This window comes from Nocardia sp. NPDC056541, from assembly GCF_042794235.1.
Lineage (GTDB): Bacteria > Actinomycetota > Actinomycetes > Mycobacteriales > Mycobacteriaceae > Nocardia.
Genome location: NZ_JBHTUD010000022.1, coordinates 1 through 14,951 on the forward strand (window position 1 = coordinate 1; position 14,951 = coordinate 14,951).

Sequence of the window (14,951 nt, forward strand, 5' to 3'; positions counted from 1 at the left end):
GCCTTTAATCTCGGCGGGTTTTCGGGTGTGGGGGGGGCCGCCACCCCCGGGCATTTTTCCCCCGCGTTTTTTTTGCCGGGGGGGTGGGGGGGCGGGCACGGCGTGGCCGGCCCCGCTTCCGCCCCGAGAAGTCAGCAGGCTCGCAACACCATGAAGAACGAAATGCTCCGCGCGATCATGTCGGCCGTCTGCGTCCTGGCGCTGGCCTCGACGCCCCTGTTCGTCGACCGCGCGCAGGCTTCGGCCGCGCCCGGCGCGCGCCTGATGAGCCAGACGCAGTCCGGCCAGGTCGCCGATATCAGCGTCTACTCCCCCGCCATGGATCGCACGATCGCCCTGCGGGTGCTCCGGCCGGTCGACACCTCGACCCCGGCACCGACGCTGTATCTGCTGAACGGCGCGGGCGGCGGCGAGGATTCGGCCAACTGGCCCGGTCAGACCGATGCCGGTGGGTTCTTCGCGGACAAACACGTCAACGTCGTCATCCCGATGGAAGGCGCGTTCAGCTACTACACCGACTGGCAGCGACCCGACGCCGGCCTGGCGAAGAACCTCGAGAACAACGGCAACAACATGTGGACGACGTTCCTCACCCGGGAGCTGCCGCCCGTGATCGACGCCGCCTTCGGCACCGACGGCGTCAACTCCCTCGCCGGTATCTCGATGGCGGGAACCTCGGTCCTCGATCTCGCGATCCAGGCGCCCGACCTGTACCGCAGTGTCTCCGCGTACAGCGGGTGCGCGATGACCAGCGATCCGATCGGCCGGGCCTTCGTCTCCCTCGTCGTGCGGATGGGCGGCGGCAACACCGAGAACATGTGGGGTCCCGAGACCGACGCCGCCTGGCGCGAGCACGATCCCTACGTGCAAGCCCATCGTTTGCCGAATATCCCGATCTATATTTCCGCGGGCACCGGGTTGCCGGGACCACACGACACGTTGTCGAATCCGCGCGTACATATCAACGGAAAGAATCCGACTTCGATTCTCACGAATCAAATGCTCGTCGGCGGCGGTATCGAAGCCGCGACGGCGTATTGCACCGCGAATCTGGCCCAGCGCACCCGAGAGCTCGGCCGCACGAATATCACCTACAACATCCGACCGACCGGTACCCACTCGTGGGGCTATTGGGAGGACGACCTCCACGCCTCCTGGCCGATGATGGCGACAGCCCTGGGCCTATGAGCGCCGAACTCCGGGTGGGCTCCCGGCGACTGAGTCCGCGCGACGCCGTGTTCGTCTACGACGAGACCGACCGGCATCTGTCGAACATCGTCGCGGTCTACTTCGCCGACGCGTCGGGCCACGCCCCGCTGACGATCGCCCAGGTACTGGACTGGGCGCGCGCGAGCATCGGCCACGCGGAACTGTTCCACCGGCGCTTGCGGCGCGTCCCGATGGATCTCGATCTGCCGTACTGGGAGCCCGACCCGACCCTGTCGGTGCGCGACCACGTCACCCTGGACCTCCCCGGTTCGTGGGACGACGCCCGTGCCCGGATCGCCGAGATCACCTCCGCCCGGATGGATCTGACACGACCACCATGGGAGGTCCATGTGCTGGACCGCGTCGAGGGCGTACCGGCGATGCCGGGCACGACCACGGTCGTGGCGCTGAAGTTCCACCACAGCGTCGGCGACGGCGTGGCGACCCGGGCACTCGAGCGGCGGCTGTTCGGCACCGAACCCGCCCCCGCGATCCGGCTCGACGAGGCACGGCCGCTGACCACCGCGGCGCGCACCGCGGGCGCGCTCGCGGCGGCGCCGGTACGCTTCGTCGCCGGTCTGCGCCGTGCGCGGAAGGCGCAGGACGAGCTGCGGGCCCTGATCGATGCGGGTACCGTCCACGATCCGGTCGCCGAGCGCCCGGCCACCCGATTCAACCGGGACATCGGTGCGGAGCTGACCTTTCACCTGTTGCCGATCCCGATCCCGATGCCGGAGGTGCTCGCCGCGAAAACCGCGGCGCCCCACCGGGTCACGATCAACGACCTGATGCTCACGACGATCTCCGGCGCACTGGCCACCTACCTCGCCGAGCACGACGAAACACCCGACGGCGCGCTGGCCGCCATGGTGCCGATGTCGATGCGCGGTGTCGCCGAATGGGATTCGGCGAATCAGCTCAGCCAGATGATCGTCGACCTGCACACCGATATCGCCGACCCGATCGAGCGGCTGACCGCGATTCAGCAGTCGGCGGGCCGCGCCAAACAGCGCACCGCCGACCCGGTGGTACAACGCACCGACCGGCGGGTGCAGACCGCGCCCGCGCTGCTGCTGCGCGCCGCCGGATGGGCAAGGGCGCAACGGCGTTTCGACGACGCGGCGACAGTGCCGTTCTGCAACACCACGATCAGCAACGTGCCGCCGGTGACCGACACCCTGGTCTTCTGTGACCGGCCGGTTCGTCGAGCGGTCGGGTCACTGCCCATCCTCGACGGCGACGGCCTGCGTCACCTGATCACCTCGCAGGGTGAGGAGATCGTCATCGCGGTCACGACGAACGCCGCGATGATGCCGGACCCGGAGCACTACGGCGAGTTGATCCTCGCCTCGTTCCGCGCACTGGCCGCCGCCCTGCACGCCCTCGGAAAAGCGGCGCCGACCAGCGCCTGAGCGGCGGCCGCCCGTATCCGCGATCACCGGATTCGCGCGGCGGATACCGACGTGAGATCCTGATGATCAACCGTCCAGATATGACTAGCGCTGCAGGCAGCTGCTGCGGCGCACCGGGAGACCGCGTTCCTCGAAGGCACCGAGCAGCAGCTGGCCACGGCGCGCGCCCGCGGAGACATCGGCGCGTGCCAGATCGGGGACATAGGTCGCCGCGCCGATGATGGATTCGCCCACGAGGGTCCAGAACCGGCGAGCGGGCAGACCGGAGCAGCGAGTGAGGACCGATTGCAGCGGGATCAGCGACGACGCGCAGCGTTGGGCGAGCCAAACCGCCATGGCGGCTTCACAGGGGAAGGCGACCGCACCCGGCTCGGGATCGCAGTCGACGACGCGAATCGTGGTGTCGGACAAGCCCGCCCAGTCGATGCCGCCGTCGTTGTCGTGGTGGATCCACAGGTTGTCGCGGCCCGGATCCCAGGCGTGCGCGTCCATCACGAACAGTGCCGTGACGCGGCCCGCCACGGCGTGGATGAGCGCGGTGGCCACCACTTCGGCGGCGATCTCGTCGTTGATCATCTCCGCGGCGTGCCGGCGGTACATCAGCTCGACACGGCCCTCGGACAGCCCGTTGGGCACATGCCACCATCGCCGTTTGCCCTGCCCGCTCATCGCCGCGACGGCATACACGCGTGGATGCTCGGGTTGCAGCGCTTGCAACCTGGCACAGGCGCGGTCGAACGCGGCGGTGGTGCGGGACGTAGCGGTGGTGACGGGCTCGGACATCGAACCTCCTCGAACGTTGGTTCCCGTGACGATGATGTCTCGGAACATAGGTTAGGCTTACCAGACTTCACAAGTCGTGTCCGGTTTCGAGGCAGGAGAAGTTCGTCGCCGTGATCCACCCTGGCACCGTCAGACGTCGTCGTCTGACCGGGCTTCTGCTGCTCGTTGTCTTGCTCACCGTGGCGGTGGTGGCGAGCATTGCCATCGGCACCCGCTCGCTCGCACCCACCACGGTGTTCGACGCCGTCACGCACGCCCTCGGCTGCGTCGGCGGCCCGTTCCATTGCCCGGCCCGCTCCACCGCCGAGGAAATCGTGCGTGAGCTGCGTCTGCCGCGCACCGCATTGGCCCTGTTCGCCGGAGTGGCGTTGGGCGTCGCGGGCGCGCTCATCCAGGGGTATACCCGGAATCCGCTCGCTGATGCCGGATTGTTAGGACTGAATGCGGGCGCGGGCTTTCTGGCCGCGCTGAGCATCTTCCTGTTCGGGTTCACCGCACCCGCGCAATACATCTGGTTCGCCTTCGCCGGGTCGGCGATCGCGGGGGTGATCGTGTTCGGGGTCTCCTCGATCGGCGGGGGCAAGGCGAGTCCACTGAGCCTGATCCTGGCCGGCGCGGCGGTGACCGCCTTCCTCCAGGCGATGACGAACGCGATCATCGTGCTCGACAACGCGGCGCTCGACACCTATCGGTTCTGGGTGGTCGGCAACGTGGCCGGGCGCGAAGCGGAAGTGTTCTGGGAGGTCCTGCCGTTTCTGGTGATCGGCCTCGGCATGGCCATGGCCGCGGCACCCAGCCTGAATCTGCTGAGCCTCGGTGACGATGTCGCCCGCGGACTCGGCGTCGACGTCACCCGGGCGCGGGCCTTCGGCCTGCTCGCGGTGGTGCTGCTCAGCGGCGGGGCGACCGCGGCGATCGGACCGATCGCGTTTCTGGGGCTGGTGGTTCCACACATGGCCCGGACCATCACCGGACCCGACAACAAGTGGCTGATCCCCTATTCCGGGCTGCTCGGCGGGTTGCTGCTGCTCGTCGCCGACGTCGCCGGGCGGGTGATCGCCCGGCCCGGCGAACTCCAGGTCGGGGTGATGCTGGCCGCCATCGGCGCGCCGTTCTTCATCGCGTTGGTGCGTCGCAAGAAGTTGGTGGCGCTGTGAGTGGGGTCGAGATGGGCAAGGCCGCCGACCGGGTCGCCGCCGAACCCGCGAACGCCGACCGGGCAGTGACCGAGCTACGCCGGGTGCGACCCGCGCTGCGGGTCGGGCCGGTGTCGTTGGTGCTGCGGCCGGTCGTGTTCGGCGTCGTCGTGGCACTGGCGGTCGCGGTGTTCGCACTGTTCTGCCTGGACATCGCCGTCGGTGATACCCAAATCCCCCTGGGACGCGTCCTCGACGTGCTCGGCGGCGGCGGCACCCGATCCCAGCGCTTCATCATCATCGAATCACGATTGCCACGGGCGCTGACAGCCGTGGTCGTCGGAGCCGCGCTCGGATTGTCGGGCGCGCTGATGCAGTCGATCCTGCACAACCCACTCGCCGGGCCGGACGTCCTCGGCATCACCACCGGCGCCAGCGTCGGCGCCGTCGCGGTGCTGGTCGGCAGCGGTGGTGCGACAACCGGACTGGTCGCGACCGTGGGAGCCCCGATCGCCGCGCTGACCGGCGGCCTGATGACCGCGGTCGTCATCTATCTACTGGCCTGGGGCCGCGGAGGCGGCGGCGAACGCGGGGTCACCGGGTTCCGGCTCGTCCTGATCGGCATCGGCGTGAACGCGGTCCTGATGTCGGTGATCAGCTGGCTGCTCACCCGCGCCAGCCTGACCGATGCCGCCCGTGCCCAGCTGTGGCTCACCGGGTCGCTCAACGGAGCCGACATGTCGAGGGTCGTGCCCGCCGTCATCGCCCTGTCGGTCGTGACCGTGGTGTCGCTGGTGTCGGCGCGCACACTGGCCGCGCTGCGCCTCGGCGAGGATTCGACGAGGGTGCTCGGTGTGCGGATCCAGTCGCAACAGGCACTGCTCATCGGCGCGTCGGTCGTGGCGGCTTCGGTGGCGACCGCCGCCGTCGGGCCGGTCGGATTCGTCGCCCTCGCCGCACCGCAGATCGCGAGAATGGCGCTGCGGACCGCGGGTGAGCCCCTGATCGCCTCGGCGCTGACCGGTGCCGCACTGGTCGCGGGGGCCGATGTCGTCTCGCGCGCACTCCTGCCCGTCGACCTGCCGGTCGGTATCGTCACCGCCGCGCTCGGCGGACCGTTCCTGCTCTACCTGCTCGTCCGCATGAATCGGAAGGCCACGCTCTCATGACCAGCCCCGCTCATCGCCTCGCCGCCGACGCCGTGTCCCTCGGCTACGGCGAGCGGGTGATCGTCGACGAGCTCAGCCTCGACATCGCGCCCGGCGTGGTCACCACGGTCATCGGCCCCAACGGCTGCGGCAAGTCGACACTGCTGAAATCGCTGGGCAGGCTGCTGCGCCCCAGCGCGGGACAGGTCGTCCTCGACGGCAAGGCCATCTCGTCGATGAAGACCAAGGACGTGGCCAGGGTGATCGGCATGCTGCCGCAGACTCCGGTCGCGCCCGAAGGGCTCACCGTCGCCGATCTGGTCGCGCGGGGACGTCATCCGCATCAGTCCTGGTTGCGGCAGTGGTCGGCCGACGACGAGACCGAGGTCGCGGCCGCGCTGGCCCAGACCGGTATCGCCGACCTGGCCGACCGGACCCTCGACGAACTCTCCGGCGGCCAGCGCCAGCGCGCCTGGATCTCCATGGCGCTGGCCCAGGGCACCGACATCCTGCTCCTCGACGAGCCGACGACCTACCTCGATCTCGCGCACTCGCTGGAAGTCCTCGACCTCGTCGACCGCCTGCACGCCGAGTTCGGGCGCACGGTGGTGATGGTGCTGCACGATCTCAACCTCGCCATCCGCTACAGCGACGAGCTCGTGGTGATGCGCGCGGGCGCGATCGTGGCGCGAGGCAAACCGGCCGACATCGTCAGTGCCGAACTGCTCGCCGAGGTCTTCGGGCTCGAGGCCACCGTCCTGACAGATCCGGTCTCGGGGCGGCCGATGATCGTCCCGATCGGCACCCGGCACGTGCACGGCGCGGTCGGGTATGACGAATGACACACAGCAAACACCCCGTTACGACAATCTGTAGTACGCATGTTTGTCGTTGAGGCCGTAAAATCGGTGGGATGGCAGGTCTCGGCGAACTCGAAAAAGCGGTCATGGACCAGTTGTGGTCGGCCGATGAGCCACTGACGGTGCGGCAGGTCCACGAAGCGCTGGCCGCGCGGCGCGAGCTCGCGTACACCACGGTGATGACGGTGCTCCAACGACTGGCGAAGAAGGACCTGGTGGTTCAGCGACGCGACGATCGCGCGCATCGATACGCACCGGTTCACAGCCGCGACGAACTGGTCGCGAGCCTGATGGTCGACGCCTTGCAACAGGCCGACGCCGCAGGTAGTCGCGCCGCGGCGCTGGTGCACTTCGTGGAGCAAGTAGGCAAAGACGAAGCGGATGCGCTGCGCGAGGCACTCGCCAAGCTCGAATCCGACGAAAACAGCGGCTAGACTCCCTGGCGGCTCTCACAATGGAGTGAGCGCCACTGGCCCCACAACGCAGTGAGCAGAGTCGATGAACGCAACCGCGGCAGTCTTTGCTGGTCTCGCCTTGCTTCTCGCAGGGCCGGTACCAGCGCTGCTCAGTCGCGCTACCTGGGTGCACCGCAGCCCGCGCGCGGCGCTGGTGTTGTGGCAGGCGATCGCGCTGGCCGCCGTGCTCAGCGCCTTCGGATCGGGGCTGGCCATCGCCAGCCTGCTGCTCGTGCCCGGCCCTGACGGTCGGCCCACCACCTCGCCCACCCAGGAGATCGACGCGCTCGGTCTGCCGCTGTGGACGCTGTATGTGCTGGTCTTCGCTCTGACCCTGATGGTCGGCGCCCGGCTGATGTTCTCGATCGTGCGCGTCGGCGTGCACACCCGGCGCCGCCGCTCCCGTCATCGCATGCTGGTCGACCTGCTCGATCAGAGCGGTCCGGTGCGCCGCGCCGCCGACATCCGCGTGCTGGCCGCCACCGAACCCATCGCCTACTGCCTGCCGGGCCTTCGCCAGCGGGTGGTGATCAGCGAAGGCACGCTGACCAGCCTCGACGACTCCGAGGTCACCGCCATCGTGAGCCACGAACGCTCACACCTGCGCGCACGCCACGATCTGGTGCTCGAGGCGTTCACCGCCGTGCACGAGGCTTTTCCCCGGGTTGTCCGCAGCAAGGCCGCGCTCGGCCAGGTGAAACTGCTGATCGAACTACTCGCCGACGACTCCGCGGTGAAGGTCACCGGGCCCAAGCCGCTGGCTCGCGCCCTGATCGCCTGCGCCAAATCCACCGCACCGCAGGGTGCGCTCGCCGCGGGCGGACCGAGCACCCTGATCCGCATCCAGCGGCTCGCGAGCACCACTGGAGACGTGAGAGTCGCCACCGCCGCCTACCTCGGCTCGGCCGCGATTCTGGTCGTGCCGACACTGGCCGTCGCGGTGCCGTGGCTGCAGGAGCTCAACCGGCTCTTCTACGGCTGACCTGGCGATCCGCCGCTGGTTCTCCCCCGTGCGGCCTACGCGCCGACCGCACCACCGCTCCCTGCTGCGCAGCGGCACAGACCTTGCCACAACCACTTCGTTGACCAGCCTGTTTACCCAACCGAGCCCGAACACGCCTATCCTGGGAGACCGGTCCTTCCTGCTGGGCCGCACCCCGCTCACGCCGAGGCGCGTATTCGGGTAATCGGCGCCGATCATCGTTCGGCGCGATTCGCAGCCCAACGAAAGGCCACCTTGACCAACTCTGCCGTGCCCAACGAACCGACCTTCGCCGAACTCGGCCTGCCCGTCGAACTGGTGCAGACCCTGCGCAACGCGGGCATCGACAAGCCCTTCCCCATCCAGGCCGCCACGATCGGCGACGCCCTGTCCGGGCGTGACGTGCTGGGTCGCGGCCCGACCGGCTCGGGCAAGACCCTCGCCTTCGGCCTGCCGATGCTGACCCGCCTGGCCGAGGGCTCGCAGTCCAAGCCCGGTCGCCCGCGCGGCCTGGTACTGGTACCGACTCGCGAACTGGCCACTCAGATCGAGAAGGCCCTGGAAGACGCCGCCCGCTCGCTGGGCCTGCGCGTGGCCTCCGTCGTCGGTGGCGCACCGATCAAGCGTCAGGCCGACCGCCTCGCCCGCGGTGTCGACCTGCTCATCGCGACCCCCGGTCGCCTCGACGACCTGATCAAGCAGCGCGCCGCCGACCTGTCGGACGTGACGATCACCGCGCTCGACGAGGCCGACCACATGGCCGACATGGGCTTTTTGCCCCAGGTCACCCGCCTGCTCGACCGCACCCCGAAACAGGGTCAGCGCCTGCTGTTCTCGGCCACCCTCGACGGTGACGTGGACAAGCTGGTCAAGCGCTACATGCACAACCCGGTGACCCACTCGACCGCGCCCGCCGAGGCCTCGGTGAGCACCATGACCCACCACCTGCTCTACGTGCGCGACAAGAACATCAAGCGCACCGTGGCCACCGAGATCGCCGCGCGTGAGGGCCTGACCATCATGTTCGTGCGTACCAAGCACGGCGCCGACCGCCTGGCCAAGCAGCTGCGCGGCGCCGGCGTCGACGCGGGCTCGCTGCACGGCGGCAAGGCACAGAACAACCGTGTGCGCACCCTGGCGGCCTTCGCCGACGGGTCGGTGCCGGTGCTGGTCACCACCGACGTCGCCGCGCGCGGTATCCACATCGACGGTGTCTCGCTGGTCGTGCACTTCGACCCGCCCGCCGAGCACAAGGCCTACCTGCACCGTGCCGGGCGCACCGCGCGCGCCGGGGAGGACGGTGTCGTGGTCACCCTCGTCACCGACGAGGAACGCAAGGACGTCGCCGCGATGACCCGCAAGGCGGGCGTGCGCACCGACGGTGTCGACGTGCGCCCCGGCGACCGGAACCTGGTGGAGATCACCGGCGCTCGCAAGCCCAGTGGGATCGCACTGGCCGCGCCGGTCGCCCCCGCCCAGCCGACCCGCTCGGCGAACGGGAGCGGGCGTACTCGTCGTCCGCGCACCGGTGGCGCTCCGGCCGCCGAACCGGGCCGTGGCGGCGCGCCGCGCCGTGAACGTCCGGCGCACGAACCGCGCACGCGCTCCGGTGGACACGCCCGCACGGGCGACACGCCGACGAATTCTCGTCGTCGCGCCGCGCGTCCGGCAGCTCCCGCCGCGCACCGCAACCGCACGGCAAACTGAATCAACGCGTGGCCGAACCGATTACGGTTCGGCCACGCGTCTGTTTCCGGGTACCCGAACCCCGCGACTCTCGTTCGTAGATCAGCGCCGACGAGCGCCGGAGCGCGCACACTGAGCCCGTGACGAACCACGAGATCGCCACCATCGTGTGCGCGCTGATCGCGGCCATGTTGATCGCACTGGGCGCCGTAGCGCAGCAGCGGGCGGCCGCGGCAGTGCCCGAAGGCACGCCCCTGCTCGGCGGCCTGCTCCGCAGCCCACGCTGGTGGTCCGGAATCGTCGGCGACACCGGTGGTTACGCGATGCAGGTTCTCGCGCTGGCATTCGGCGCGGTGCTGGTGGTGCAACCGATTCTGGTGAGCGCCTTGGTCTTCGCGCTGCCGCTGTCCGCGCGGCTGAACGGGCAGCGGATCACCGCGCGTGCCGCCACGACCGCGCTGATCCTCGTCGCGGCGCTCGCGCTGTTCCTGATCGTGGGCGATCCGACAGCGGGCGAGGACACGGCCCCTTCCGGGAATGGTTGGTGCCCTTGGCGATTCTGCTCGGCGTCGTCGGAGGCGCGGCCGTCGCCGGGCTGACGATCAGCAGCCGATCGGGACAGGCGCTCGCTCTCGGCCTCGCCGGCGGCGCGCTGTTCGGGATGGCGGCCGCACTCACCGATCGCGTGGTCACCCTGTTCGGTGACGGGATCGGCGCGGTGCTCGGCGGCTGGCAGACCTGGACGCTGGTGGCCGCGGGACTGCTCGGCGTGTACCTGCAGCAGCGCGCATTCCAGGCCGGACCGCTGTCGGCCTCACTCCCCGCGGCGACGATCGCCGAACCACTGGCCGCCGCGTTCCTCGGCCTCACCGCTCTCGACGAGCACCTGCGTACCAGCGGTCTCGGACTGGTCGTCGTCGGAGTCTGTGTCGTCGTGATGTGCGCGGCGACCGTGGCGCTGTGTCACACCAGAGCGGTCACCGCCGAGCCCACGCGCTGACACCTCGCGGGATTTGCCCGCCGCTGGGCTCACAGGGCTACTATCAATCAAGTGCGATTTCTTCCGGGACCCCAGCCGCCGTATGACCTGACCTACGACGACCTCTTCCTGGTCCCGAACCGGACCGATGTCGCGTCCCGGTTCGATGTGGACCTGGCCAGCGTCGACGGGACCGGTACCACCATCCCCCTCGTGGTCGCGAACATGACCGCGGTCGCGGGCAAGCGGATGGCCGAGACCGTCGCCCGCCGCGGTGGCATCGTGGTACTTCCCCAGGATCTGCCGATCCCCGCGGCCGCCGACACCATCGCGTTCGTCAAGAGCCGCTCGCTCACCGCCGACACCCCCGTCACTCTCGACCCCGATCGTTCGGTGTCCGACGCGGTGGCGCTGATGCACAAGCGCGCCCACGGCGCCGTCGTGGTCGTCGAGGACGGCAAGCCGGTCGGCGTCGTCACCGAGGCCGCCTGCGCCGATGTGGACCGGTTCGCGCGCCTGCGCGAGGTCGCGTTCACCGACTTCGTCCAGGTGGCCGTCGAGGCGTCCCCGCGCGACATCTTCGACCGCCTCGCCGAGGCCCACGCCCAGCTCGCGGTGCTCACCCACCCCGACGGCACCCTCGCGGGCGTGATGACCCGCACCGGCACCGTCCGCGCCGGCATCTACACCCCCGCGGTCGACGCGAACGGCAAGCTGCGCGTCGCCGCCGCCGTCGGCATCAACGGCGACGTGGCCGCCAAGGCGAAGGCCCTGGCCGAGGCGGGCGCCGATGTGCTCGTCCTCGACACCGCGCACGGCCACCAGACCAAAATGCTCGAATCTTTGCGCACCGTCGCCGATCTCGGTCTCGGCCTGCCCCTGGTCGCGGGCAATGTGGTCTCCGCCGAGGGCACCCGCGATCTGGCCGAGGCCGGCGCGACCATCATCAAGGTCGGTGTCGGCCCCGGCGCCATGTGCACCACCCGCATGATGACCGGCGTCGGTCGCCCACAGTTCTCCGCCGTGGCCGAATGTGCCGCCGCGGCAAAGGAACTCGGCGTGCACGTGTGGGCCGACGGTGGCGTCCGGCACCCCCGCGACGTGGCGCTGGCGCTGGCCGCGGGCGCGTCGAACGTGATGATCGGTTCCTGGTTCGCCGGTACCTACGAGTCCCCCGGCGACCTGCGCATCGACCGCGACGGCAACAAGTACAAGGAGAGCTTCGGCATGGCGTCCAAGCGTGCTGTCGCCGCTCGTACCGCCGCCGACAGCAGCTTCGACCGCGCCCGCAAGGCACTGTTCGAAGAGGGCATCTCCAGCTCGCGGATGCGTCTGGATCCCGAGCGTCCCGGCGTCGAGGATCTCATCGACCACATCTGTTCGGGTGTGCGCAGCTCGTGCACCTACGCCGGTGCTCGCTCGCTGCCGGAATTCCACGACAAGGCCGTGCTCGGCGTGCAGTCCGCCGCCGGCTTCGCCGAAGGCCGGCCGCTACCCAGCGGCTGGTGAACCGCGCCCGCGGCGGCCGATCGAACCCTTCGATCGGCCGCCGTCGGCGTGCCGGGGCCGCGCCGCTGACGCATCATGGGTGGGCACGGATTACTATGGAGTTGCCGATCACGGCACATGCTCGACTCCCGCCTCGAAAGGATCCAGTTGTCACCCGCGTCCAAGGGCGCCACACAGGAGGGCTCCTCTACGGAGCCGGGTGACAAACCCGGCGTCCTCCTTTCCGCAGCGTCCGTTCGATCCCCCGGTTTCCCTACCGCGCCCCCACTCGGGTGGTGCTGAGGATGTCCATCGTTCTGACTGTGCTCAGCCTGCTCGGCTTCGTCGCACTCACTCTCGGAACGGCACTGTTCGTCGCCGCCGAGTTCTCCCTCACCGCACTGGAACGCAGCACCGTCGAAGCGGCCGCTCGGGAAGGTGACACCCGGTCACGCCTGGTGAAACAGGCCCATCACACCCTGTCGTTCCAGCTCTCCGGCGCTCAGCTCGGCATCACCATCACGACGCTGATCACCGGCTACATCGCCGAACCCGTTCTGGCCCGGCTGCTCGATCCGCTGCTGGACGGCATCGGGTTGAGCGAAAACGCCTCGCACGGCGTCGCCTTGGCGCTGGCCCTGATCATCGCGACCTCGCTGTCGATGATCTACGGCGAACTGGTGCCCAAGAACATCGCGATCGCCGAGCCGATGATGGTCGCCCGGCTCACCGCGGGTCCGATGATCGGCTTCTCCGCCCTGTTCAAGTGGCTCATCCGTTTTCTCAACGGCGCCGCCAACTGGGTGGTCCGCAGGCTCGGCATCGAACCCGCCGAGGAACTGCGCTCGGCCCGCTCGCCTCAGGAACTCGGTTCGCTGGTGCGCACCTCCGCGATGCGTGGCGCGATGGATCAGCGCACCGCGCAGGTGATGGACCGCTCGCTGGAATTCGGTGAGCGCAGCGCCGAGGACCTGATGACACCGCGCGTGAAGGTCGAATCGCTGGACCGCCACGACACCATCGCCGATCTCATCGCCGCCGCCGCGCGCACCGGCTACTCCCGGTTCCCGGTGGTCGACGGCGACCTCGACAACACCCTCGGCGTGGTGCACGTCAAGCAGGCGTTCACCCACCCGGGTGAGCTGCGCAAGCAGATCCAGCTCAGCGACCTCGCCGTCGCGGTGCCGATCGTGCCCGCCAGCCTGGACGGCGACGAAGTCCTCGAGCGCGTCCGCGCCGACGGCATGCAGGTGGCTCTGGTCGTCGACGAATACGGCGGCACCGCGGGCATGGTGACCATGGAGGACCTGATCGAGGAGATCCTCGGCGACGTGCGCGACGAGCACGACGAGGAGGAGCGCGATGTGCGCCGGGTCTCCGACGGCTGGGACTGCTCGGGTCTGATGCGCATCGACGAGGTGTCGCGCGCGACCGGCTACGACGCACCCGAGGGCGAATACGAAACCCTCGGCGGGCTGGTACTGGCCCAGCTCGGCCGCATACCGGTGACCGGCGACGAAGCGGTGCTGCCCGAATCCCGCGGTTCCGGGGGCGGCTGGATCGCCCGGGTGGAACGGATGGACGGACGGCGCATCGACCGGGTGCGGTTGATCCCCGTCGACGAGGCCGCCCTCTCGGCACGGGAGAACGCTCATGGGTGACCTGTTCGGAATCTTGCTGACCGTCGTCCTCCTGGCGGGCAACGCGTTCTTCGTGGCCGCCGAGTTCGCCCTCATCTCCGCCCGCCGTGATCGGCTGGAAGCCCTTGTCGCCCAAGGCAAGAAGAAGGCCCAGACGGTGATCGAGGCGGGTGAGAACCTGTCGATCATGCTCGCCGCGGCTCAGCTCGGCATCACCATCTGCTCGATCCTGCTCGGCCGCGTCGGCGAGCCCGCGATCGCGCACCTGATCGAGCGCCCGTTCGAACTGCTCGGCCTGCCCGATGAGTTGCTGCACCCGGTGGGCTTCGCGCTCGCGCTCACCGTGGTGGTGATCCTGCACATCCTGCTCGGCGAGATGGTGCCGAAGAACATCGCCCTGGCCGGTCCGGAACGCTCGGCGCTGCTGCTGGTGCCGGTTCACCTGGTGTGGTTGCGGATCGCCCGACCGCTGATCGCGCTGTACAACCTGGCCGCGAACATGACGCTGCGGATGATGCGCATCGAGCCGAAGGACGAACTGGACGCGACCGTCTCGACGGTGGAATTGGCCGAGATGATCGGCGAATCCCGCTCCGAGGGGCTGCTCGACGAGGAGGAACACCGTAGGCTCACGCAGGCCCTCGGCACCTCCGACCAGGTCGTCGGCGATGTGATGGTGCCGCTGGCCCAAGCCAGATCGGTGCCGCTGATCGGCAACGGCACCACCCTCGGTGAGGTCGAGGCAGCGGTGTCCGAAACCGGTTTCTCGCGCTACCCGGTCGCCGCCTCCGACGGCTCCCTGGTGGGTTACCTGCACATCAAGGACGTCCTCGACGAGGTCGCCGACGACAACGCGGGCCCGGACACCGTCATCCCCCGCACCGACATCCGCCCGCTGCCCACGGTGAGCACTGGAACTCCGCTCTACGAGGCGCTGGCCCGGTTGCGCCGTACCAGCAGCCATCTGGGACGGGTGGTCGACAGCCGCGGCAACACCGTCGGCGTGGTCGCCCTGGAGGACCTGATCGAAGAGTTCGTGGGCACCGTGCGCGACGGAACCCACCGCCTCGCCGAATAACCCGGATCGCGAAAACGGCCCGACCAACCGGTCGGGCCGTTTTCGTGTGCCGAGGGGCCTGGCGGGGGGGGCACCCCGCGTAACCAGGTGGGCGC

The 14,951-nt window shown here is 69.3% G+C and carries 12 protein-coding genes and 1 pseudogene; 12 read left to right on the forward strand and 1 reads right to left on the reverse strand.

Going from position 1 to position 14,951, the window contains the following annotated elements; all coding sequences use genetic code 11:
• The first annotated feature begins 177 nt into the window (after positions 1-177).
• Both ACFQ9R_RS29545 and ACFQ9R_RS29550 read left to right on the forward strand, forming a co-directional pair.
• Entirely contained in the window at positions 178-1,188 is a 1,011-nt protein-coding gene (locus tag ACFQ9R_RS29545; protein ID WP_378995341.1) for an alpha/beta hydrolase, read from the forward strand.
• Entirely contained in the window at positions 1,185-2,621 is a 1,437-nt protein-coding gene (locus tag ACFQ9R_RS29550) for a wax ester/triacylglycerol synthase family O-acyltransferase (RefSeq protein WP_378995190.1), read from the forward strand. The genes ACFQ9R_RS29545 and ACFQ9R_RS29550 overlap by 4 nt, the downstream gene beginning before the upstream one ends.
• A gap of 84 nt (positions 2,622-2,705) precedes the next feature.
• On the opposite strand, the gene ACFQ9R_RS29555 is transcribed toward ACFQ9R_RS29550, so the two are convergent.
• Positions 2,706-3,404, reverse strand: a complete 699-nt coding sequence (locus ACFQ9R_RS29555; protein ID WP_378995192.1) for a hypothetical protein — start codon at positions 3,402-3,404, stop codon at positions 2,706-2,708.
• A gap of 110 nt (positions 3,405-3,514) precedes the next feature.
• On the opposite strand from ACFQ9R_RS29555, the gene ACFQ9R_RS29560 reads away from it, so the two are divergent.
• From ACFQ9R_RS29560 to ACFQ9R_RS29605, 10 genes and pseudogenes are all read left to right on the forward strand, one after another.
• Positions 3,515-4,561 carry a FecCD family ABC transporter permease gene (locus ACFQ9R_RS29560; RefSeq protein ID WP_378995194.1) on the forward strand — a complete coding sequence of 349 codons (1,047 nt, stop codon included), beginning with the start codon at positions 3,515-3,517 and terminating at the stop codon, positions 4,559-4,561.
• An 11-nt stretch (positions 4,562-4,572) separates the two neighbouring features.
• Positions 4,573-5,709, forward strand: coding sequence for a FecCD family ABC transporter permease (locus ACFQ9R_RS29565; protein ID WP_378995343.1), 1,137 nt, complete (start codon positions 4,573-4,575; stop codon positions 5,707-5,709).
• Positions 5,706-6,530, forward strand: coding sequence for an ABC transporter ATP-binding protein (locus ACFQ9R_RS29570; RefSeq protein WP_378995196.1), 825 nt, complete (start codon positions 5,706-5,708; stop codon positions 6,528-6,530). The genes ACFQ9R_RS29565 and ACFQ9R_RS29570 overlap by 4 nt, the downstream gene beginning before the upstream one ends.
• A gap of 62 nt (positions 6,531-6,592) precedes the next feature.
• Complete coding sequence (locus ACFQ9R_RS29575) at positions 6,593-6,982, forward strand: BlaI/MecI/CopY family transcriptional regulator (RefSeq protein ID WP_279537543.1); 390 nt, start codon at positions 6,593-6,595, stop codon at positions 6,980-6,982.
• A gap of 64 nt (positions 6,983-7,046) precedes the next feature.
• On the forward strand, positions 7,047-7,985 hold the full coding sequence (locus ACFQ9R_RS29580) for a M56 family metallopeptidase (RefSeq protein WP_378995198.1): 939 nt from the start codon (positions 7,047-7,049) through the stop codon (positions 7,983-7,985).
• Between the two features lie 255 nt (positions 7,986-8,240).
• Positions 8,241-9,692 (forward strand): DEAD/DEAH box helicase, encoded by a 1,452-nt coding sequence (locus tag ACFQ9R_RS29585; protein ID WP_378995200.1) that lies wholly within the window; start codon positions 8,241-8,243, stop codon positions 9,690-9,692.
• A 167-nt stretch (positions 9,693-9,859) separates the two neighbouring features.
• Positions 9,860-10,671 (forward strand): annotated as a pseudogene (locus ACFQ9R_RS29590) (DMT family transporter).
• Between the two features lie 51 nt (positions 10,672-10,722).
• Positions 10,723-12,159 carry a GuaB1 family IMP dehydrogenase-related protein gene (locus tag ACFQ9R_RS29595; protein WP_378627213.1) on the forward strand — a complete coding sequence of 479 codons (1,437 nt, stop codon included), beginning with the start codon at positions 10,723-10,725 and terminating at the stop codon, positions 12,157-12,159.
• A gap of 284 nt (positions 12,160-12,443) precedes the next feature.
• Positions 12,444-13,799: a hemolysin family protein gene (locus tag ACFQ9R_RS29600; RefSeq protein ID WP_378995202.1), complete on the forward strand. Its 1,356-nt coding sequence runs from the start codon at positions 12,444-12,446 to the stop codon at positions 13,797-13,799.
• Positions 13,792-14,856 (forward strand): hemolysin family protein, encoded by a 1,065-nt coding sequence (locus ACFQ9R_RS29605; RefSeq protein ID WP_378995204.1) that lies wholly within the window; start codon positions 13,792-13,794, stop codon positions 14,854-14,856. The genes ACFQ9R_RS29600 and ACFQ9R_RS29605 overlap by 8 nt, the downstream gene beginning before the upstream one ends.
• Positions 14,857-14,951: the final 95 nt, after the last annotated feature.